The following is a 6,759-nucleotide window of genomic DNA, read 5'->3' as shown; positions in this document are numbered from 1 at the left end:
GCCGAAACCCTCGCCAAAGGCTTGCTGATACTCAGCGATGAGCCGCTGCTGTTTATTTATGTGGCGGCGATGGTCAGCTGGATGCGTTTGCTGCCACCGCCGTACATGAACAAGCTGCTGGGGGAAATCAGCGCCGAAGTCTTGATCAATCTGCTGCTTATCCCTGCCACTGCCGGGATGGGTATCGCGGTGCGCATCAGTACGAAAGTGCTGGCGGGGGTCAAGTCGCACCGAGCGCGAGAGTGGTTGGGGCACGTGGCAGAGCAATTCGGAAAATCGCGCCTGGATACGCATGGTGACGTGGCGAAGCCGATATTGCTGGGTGGCCCGGCGATGGCGATCAAGTCCGTGCCGGCTGCGCAGTTGAAGGCTGGGGAGCAGTTGGTTAGCAACCCGGTGCCGGCGGTGCGCAGTAAATCCCGGCAGACGGCGTTGGTGAGGCAGGAGCCTGTCGACGATGCACCGGCTTCGGGCAAGAACCTGAATGGGGATGCCGCCAGTTCTGCGGACAAGACGGCTGCCAATGGCTGCCCTGTTTCGATGGTTACTGGCGAAGAATTGCTGACGCTGACTGATGGCACGCTGGACGGGATTTTGCCGTTTGAGTGGACCCGGGTGTATCGCACCAGTGCGGTGGAGGTGGATTGTGGGTTGGGGTTTGGGTGGAGTCATTCGCTGGCGCAGCGGCTTGCTGTTTCTGGTGAGTCGGTGGTGTGGACGGATCATGAGAATCGGTCGACCACGTTGCCCTTGCCTACGGCGTCGCGACCGGCGATTACTAATAGCCTGGCTGAAGCGGCGATTTATTTAGGCGATTTGCCTGATGAACTGATCCTGGCGCAGGCCTCGCGCTTTTATCACTTTCGCGATGGCGTGCTGGTCTCGATTAGCGATGCGTATGACAACCGGCTGCAAATTTCCCGGGACTACTCCGGGCGCATTGAGCGGTTGGACAACGGTGTCGGGCGCTCGCTGTTTTTGCGCTATGTGGCTGGCCACATTGTCGCGGTGGACTACCAGACTCAGCGCGCCAAGGGCCGTGAACCCTTCGAATGGGTTACCGAGTTTTGCATTGTTTCCTACGCCTATGACGACCGTGGCCGACTGGTTTCAGCGACCAATGCCGTAGGCGAAACCGAAGTTTATCGCTACGACGATCAGCACGTCATTCTGGAACGTGGACTGGCCGGCGGCGCGAGTTTCTTTTGGGAATGGGAACGCGCCGGCAAAGCTGCACGCTGTGTCCGGCATTGGGCCAGCTTCTCGCAGATGGACACGCGTTACGCCTGGGACGACAACGGCCGCGTCACCGTGCACAACGCCGATGGCAGCCAGGAAGTGTATGTCCACGATGACCGCGCACGGCTGGTGCAGCGCATCGATCCGGATGGTGCCGAGCATTTCAAAGACTACGACGCCAAGGGCCGGTTGACCGTCGAGCAGGACCCGCTGGGTGCGGTGACGGCGTACCAATACGACGACGCCGGACGCTTGGTGGCGCTGTTTCCCGGAGACGACGAGCCCACTTCCTACGAGCATGACAATGGTTTCGTACGCGTGGTGCGGCGTGGTGAGGCGGTCTGGAAATATGAGCGTAATGACCAGGGCGATGTTACGCGTAAGACCGATCCCGATGGCCATGTTACCGATTACACCTACGACAAATATGGGCAGCTGATTGGGGTTTGGTACCCGGATCACAGTTGCTTGCGGCGGGTGTGGAATGAGCGTGGGCAGCTCGTTGAAGAACAGCTGCCCAATGGCGGGATCAAGCGTTATCGCTATGACGATCTCGGCCGACAGATTGCGCGCGAGGATGAGTTTGGCGCCCTGACACAGTATCAGTGGGATGCCGCTGGCCGCCTGTTGAAACTCACCCAACCGGGCGGTGCCACGCGGGAATACAGCTACAACCCCTACGGAAAAATCACCGCCGAACGCGATGAATTGGGGCACGTCACCCGCTACGAGTATGCCGATGGGCTGCACCTGATCAGCCGTCGGATCAATGCCGATGGCAGCCAGGTCAGGTACCGCTACGACAATGTTCGGCTGCTGCTCACCGAAATCGAAAATGAAGTCGGCGAGACCTACACACTCGATTACCACCCCAACGGCCTGATCCAGCAGGAAACCGGCTTTGACGGCCAGCGCACGGCTTACGCCTACGACCTCAACGGCAACCTGGTGGAGAAAACCGAATACGGCGACGAGGGCAGTCAGCTGGTTACCCGCTACCAGCGCGACCATGCCGGCCGGCTCGTACGAAAAACCCTTCCTGACGACAGCATTGTTGAATATGCCTACGACCGCCAAGGCAATCTCCTCAGCGTCGATGACAACCATTGGGCCCTAGCCTACGAGTACGACAGCCAAAACCGCCTCACCGCCGAGCACCAAGGCTGGGGCACCTTGCGTTATGGCTACGACGCCTGCGGCCAACTGCAACACCTGCGCCTGCCCGACAATAACCGTGTCGCGTTCAATCACGGCAAGGGTGGCCACCTGTCCACCGTCGAGTTGAACGGCGAAACACTCACCTCCCACCTCTTCAAATCCGGCCAGGAACACCAACGCCAACAAGGCCAGCTCCTCAGCCACTACCACTACGACGACCAGCAGCGCCTGCACGCCCACGCCATCACCCAGCAGGCAGACACCCTCTACCAACGCCAATACGACTACGACACATCCGGCAACCTCAGCCGCCTGCTCGACACCCGCAAAGGCGAACGCAGCTACCACTACGACCCGCTCGCGCGCCTCACCCGCGCCGACCACTCACAAGACGTCCAGGAACGCTTCGCCCACGACCCCGCCGGCAACCTCCTGATGCAAGACCGCCCCGGCCCCGACATCGTCGCCGCCAACCGCCTGACCATCCAGGGCGACCGCCACTACGACTACGACGCCTACGGCAACCTCATCCGCGAGCGGCGCGGCCGCGGCCACGCACTGATCACCGAATACCGCTACGACAGCCAACACCGCCTCATCAGCCTCACCCAACCCAACGGCCAAACCGCCCGCTACCGCTACGACCCGTTTGGTCGACGCATCAGCAAAACCGTCGACGGCATCACCACCGAATTTTTCTGGCAAGGCGACAAGCTGATTGCCGAACACCACGCCGATCGCCACCGCAGCTATCTCTACGAACCCGACAGCTTCCGCCCACTGGCCCTACTCGAAGGCTACGGCCCAAAGGAAACCAAACCCTACCACTACCAACTCGACCACCTCGGCACGCCCCAGGAACTCACCAACCCCGACGGCGAAATCGTCTGGTCCGCCCACTACCGCGCCTACGGCGAAATAGCCCGCCTAGACGTAGGCAAAATCGACAACCCACTGCGTTTCCAGGGCCAGTACTTCGACCCGGAAAGCGGGCTGCACTACAACCGCCATCGCTACTACAATCCAGATATTGGTCGCTACCTGACGCCAGACCCGGTGAAGCTGGCGGGTGGGATTAACGCGTACCAGTACGTGCCTAACCCGACGGGGTGGGTGGATCCTCTGGGGTTGAGTTCTTGCCCTGGCGAAGATGGTTGCAAATCAAGCGTTATTACACAAAGTTCTGCGCCAAGAGTTAATGATGGAGAGCCCGCTTTACCGCAACTGACGCGTCCTGAGCGAAAGGCAAGAATTGATGAGCTTGCGGAAGCGAACGCCTATAGGCGCTTAGAGGAGCTGGAGAAGGCAACGCCAGGAGCACATTTTTTAGAGAAACACGGCGCACAAACGACACTGGAATCGCAGCTCGAACGACTGAATACCGCAAAAAATCCGACGACTGGAGTTATTGAGCGCTACACGTCAGGTCCAAACACTGGGGAGCCTAAATACCCACCCGCGGCTACCCATTATCTCAGTCACAGGGATCAATTAAACTCGATATACCGGGCACAGCTCATCTTTAGAAGAAATGGACATGCTGCCTCATTAAAACCAATGGACATGGGCAAGATTATTGGTGAAGGATATTCAAAAGATGAAATGCAATACAGCCAACAACGTAAAGCAAGGGTGATATTAAATAGCCAAGGCAAACCCAAAACCGCTTACACGGAGCAATGACTAAAAATGAAGAACAAACCTAGCATGTCAATAATTCGTGGATTACTGTTCACTTACGACATTGAAAACACTGACGACTTAGAGCGGGAGGAGCTTATCGCCTCCAAAGACATAAACAAAGAGATAGAGCTTACAGAGCTTTTTGATGAACTGACCAAACCAGAATTTCTAGCTTATACAAAGACTGAGCAAGAGTGGTTCATTACCTCGATCGCACACTTTTTAGCTACAAATGACAGTTTTGATGCAGTCTTCAAAACCATGGCGACTTATTTCAGCACACCTGTAATTGATCAGAGGAAATTCATGCAAGTCCTTTTGACCTGTTTAAAGCAATATTTCGACACGCCCAGGTCGAAAAGTTAAAAGTAAGTAGAACAAACTCTATTCTCAGGCAACATCAAAACTTACTTTCAAGGCTACACCGCCCTTGTGGCGAGCGAGCTTGCTCGCGCTGGGCCGAAAAGCGGCCCCCGTCGGTATGATGCGGTGTTTCAGGCAGGTCGGCGGCGCCAGGTTTAGGGCCGCTCCGCAGCCCAGCGCGAGCAAGCTCGCTCGCCACAAAAAGCGTGCTCACCCACAGCGAATGGGTGAGCAGCCGGGCAAACCACCGAATTTAGTAAGCCTGCGGCATTTCCCCTCGCGCCAGCCGCGCATTGATATCCGCGATCACCCCCGGCAGCTCATTAATGGTGTCGATCAAGTAGTGCGGGCGTGAGCCTTTGAACATCGCTTCTATACGCTTGCGCTCGCTGGCCAGCGTTGCTGCATCCAAGGCGCGAAACTGTTCGTACGTCAGCCCCAGCGCATTACCGGAGCAGGTCAGCGCCACAGTCCACATGCCGGCGCGGCGGCCTTCGAGGATGCCGGGTACGGTGTCGTCAACCTTGACGCACGCTGCCACATCGTCGATGCCCAGCGCGATCACGTTGGCCAGGGCCTGGGCCGGCCATGGGCGGCCGTTGGGGACTTCGTCGGTGGCGACCACGTGGTCGGCGATGTAGCCGTTGGTGGCGGCCAGGGCGACGACCTTGTCCATGACTTGCTTGGGGTAGCCGGAGCACGAGCCGATCTTGATACCTTGCACGCGCAGGCGCGCAATGGTGTCGAGCGCGCCGGGGATCAGCGCCGAGTGCTCGGCGATCTTTTCGATCTGCAAGGGCATGAAGCGTTGGTAGATGGCGGTCACGTCATCGTCGGTGGGCGTGCGGCCGAATGCCTTGCGATAGCGTTCGGCGACCTGCGGCTGGTCGCAGAGGGTGCGGATGTGGTCCCACTTGCCCATGCCCATCGGGCCACGGGCTTCTTCGATGGAGACTTGTACATCGAACTCGGCGAAGGCCTCGACAAAAATCTGCGTGGGGGCGAACGAGCCGAAGTCGACCACGGTGCCGGCCCAATCGAGGATGACGGCCTGGAGGGTGTTGGGGTTTTGATAGTTCATGTTCAGATCCTGTGGGTAATGGGGGGAATCAGATGTCCAACACTTCCATTTCTTGCAGCACCTCGGCGATGGCCTTGACCGCCGCTTGCATGCCCGTCGGGTCGACGTGGCCGATGCAGCCCACGCGGAAGGTTTCCACTTGGGTCAATTTGCCCGGGTACAGAATGAAACCCTTGGCCTTGACCCGTTCGTAGAAGTCCTTGAACTGGTAGCGCGGATCCTGCGGGGCGTGGAAGGTGACGATGATGGGGGCCTGGATCGCCGCTGGCAGGAAGCTGCGCAGGCCCAGTGCGGCCATGCCGTCGAGTAAAGCCTGGCAGTTGTCGGCGTAACGCTGATGGCGGGCGGGCAGGCCGCCTTCTTCGTTGTATTGCAGCAGCGCTTCGTGCAGGGCGGCGACCACGTGGGTTGGCGGGGTGAAGCGCCATTGACCGGTCTTGGCCATGTAGCTGTGCTGGTCGAACAGGTCCATCGCCAGGGAGTGGCAGTTACCCTGGGCGGTGGCCAGTGCTTGTTTGTCGGCGAAGACAAAACCCATGCCCGGCACACCTTCCAGGCACTTGCCCGAGGCAGCAACCAGGGCGTCGAACGGTATTTCGCGGGCATCGATGGCCAACGCACCGAAGGAACTCATGGCGTCGATGATCAAGCGCTTGCCGTGGTTTTTAATGACCTGGGCGATCTCTGGCAGTGGATTGAGAATGCCGGTGCTGGTTTCGCAGTGGATCAATGCCACATGGGTGATGGCTGTGTCGGCGTGCAGCAGGCGGTCGACGTCGGCGGCGGTGGTGGGTTCGTCCTCGGCGGTTTCAAAGGTACTGAAATCGCGGCCAAGCACTTCACAGATTTTCGCCAGGCGCTTGCCGTAGGCGCCGTTGATCAGCACCAGCACCTTGCCGTTGCGTGGCACCAGGGTGCCAATGGCCGCTTCGACGGCGAAGGTTCCGCTGCCTTGCAGGGGCACGCAGTGGTGGCTGTCAGCGGCGTTGAGGATGGCCAGCAATTGTGTGCAGACGCTGGCGGTGAGGGTGTTGAAGCGGTCATCCCATGAACCCCAATCCACCATCATTGCCTGACGTGTGCGGGCAGAGGTAGTCAGGGGGCCAGGGGTCAGCAGGATCGGCGCGGCAGTGCTCATCTCAAGTCCTCGCAAGATATCGGGGGTTGAAGCTACGGCGCCTAAATTGCAGTTTGGCTTGTTATCAATCAAATTGTTTGTTGTTATGCGAGCTATC

The 6,759-nt window shown here is 58.8% G+C and carries 4 protein-coding genes; 2 read left to right on the top strand and 2 right to left on the bottom strand.

The features are described 5' to 3' along the window. A partial coding sequence (locus tag AC0IYH_RS05690; RefSeq protein WP_471833228.1) for an RHS repeat-associated core domain-containing protein occupies positions 1 to 4,080 on the top strand: 4,080 nt, incomplete at its 5' end. A 6-nt stretch (positions 4,081 to 4,086) separates the two neighbouring features. After that, entirely contained in the window at positions 4,087 to 4,446 is a 360-nt protein-coding gene (locus AC0IYH_RS05685; protein WP_471833226.1) for a hypothetical protein, read from the top strand. Between the two features lie 250 nt (positions 4,447 to 4,696). Here AC0IYH_RS05685 and phnX read toward each other — a convergent pair whose 3' ends face one another. Continuing rightward, the gene (phnX, locus tag AC0IYH_RS05680) at positions 4,697 to 5,524 is read right to left on the bottom strand and encodes a phosphonoacetaldehyde hydrolase (protein ID WP_116629855.1); all 828 of its coding nucleotides are present in this window, start codon (positions 5,522 to 5,524) and stop codon (positions 4,697 to 4,699) included. A gap of 28 nt (positions 5,525 to 5,552) precedes the next feature. Beyond that, positions 5,553 to 6,662, bottom strand: a complete 1,110-nt coding sequence (locus AC0IYH_RS05675; protein ID WP_116629854.1) for a 2-aminoethylphosphonate--pyruvate transaminase — start codon at positions 6,660 to 6,662, stop codon at positions 5,553 to 5,555. Positions 6,663 to 6,759: the final 97 nt, after the last annotated feature.

Source organism: Pseudomonas sp. AC463, assembly GCF_979253585.1.
Note: the sequence above shows the minus strand (reverse complement) of the source record. Positions and strands in the feature narration are given on the sequence as shown.